The organism is Janthinobacterium sp. EB271-G4-3-2, assembly GCF_020858035.1.
Classification (GTDB): domain Bacteria; phylum Pseudomonadota; class Gammaproteobacteria; order Burkholderiales; family Burkholderiaceae_D; genus Janthinobacterium; species Janthinobacterium aestuarii.
This window is the reverse complement of sequence record NZ_JACYMG010000029.1, coordinates 1-1,198: the sequence shown is the minus strand read 5'-3', so window position 1 is coordinate 1,198 and position 1,198 is coordinate 1. Positions and strand designations below refer to the sequence as shown.

Sequence of the window (1,198 nt, the reverse complement as noted above, 5' to 3'; positions counted from 1 at the left end):
GGCGTCCCCAAGGGGATTCGAACCCCTGTACTCACCGTGAAAGGGTGATGTCCTAGGCCTCTAGACGATGGGGACCTGTGCTGGCACTACTCTCAGCGGACTCCTCGTTGAAGGCTTTGCTTAGCCCCTCAAAAAAGCGTGCGCGAAGTATAGCATGGGGTGATTCACGAAATCAACTGCCGGGGGTTTTATTTTGCATCTTATTTGCGGGGATCTCGCTATGAGGCAGAAGATGCTCGTGCGATATGGCAATACTGCGTTATTGCAATTTCAGCAAGCGTAAAAAAAGCCGCATAAGCGACTCGGCATGAATATGGATGTTGATTTGGATCGACGGCATTGTCGGATTACGCTGCGCTAATCCGACCTACGCCCTACTCCAGGATGGGTCACGGAAATAAAAAAAGCCGCTCTAGGCGACTTTGATTTATTCACTACCTGTTTCTGCGCTGTTGGCGGAGGTTTGCGGGAGCTAACCGCTGACCTCTTGCATGCCATGCAAGCGCGCTGACAGCTTAGCCATATTCCCCCGAGGGTATGGCGAGGGTATGGCGGAAATACTTCGCCAAAATAAAAAAAGCCGCTCTAGGCGACTTTGATTTATTGACTACCTGTTTCTGCGCTGTTGGTGGAGGTTTGCGGGAGCTAACCGCTGACCTCTTGCATGCCATGCAAGCGCACTGACAGCTTAGCCATATTCCCCCGAGGGTATGGCGAGGGTATGGCGGAAATACTTCGCCAAAATAAAAAAAGCCGCTCTAGGCGACTTTGATTTATTGACTACCTGCTTCTGCGCTGTTGGTGGAGGTTTGCGGGAGCTAACCGCTGACCTCTTGCATGCCATGCAAGCGCGCTGACAGCTTAGCCATATTCCCCCGAGGGTATGGCGAGGGTATGGCGAAAATACTTCGCCAAAATAAAAAAAGCCGCTCTAGGCGACTTTGATTTATTGACTACCTGTTTCTGCGCTGTTGGTGGAGGTTTGCGGGAGCTAACCGCTGACCTCTTGCATGCCATGCAAGCGCGCTAACAGCTTAGCCATATTCCCCCGAAGGTATGGCGAGGGTATGGCGGAAATACTTCGCCAAAATAAAAAAAGCCGCTCTAGGCGACTTTGATTTATTGACTACCTGTTTCTGCGCTGTTGGTGGAGGTAAGCGGGATCGAACCGCTGACCTCTTGCATGCCATGCAAGCGC

The 1,198-nt window shown here is 51.7% G+C and carries 1 tRNA gene; it reads right to left on the bottom strand.

Features of this window, described 5'->3' with window-relative positions:
- Positions 1-2: 2 nt before the first annotated feature.
- Positions 3-75 (bottom strand) — tRNA-Glu (locus IGS55_RS27780).
- Between the last annotated feature and the right edge of the window lie 1,123 nt (positions 76-1,198).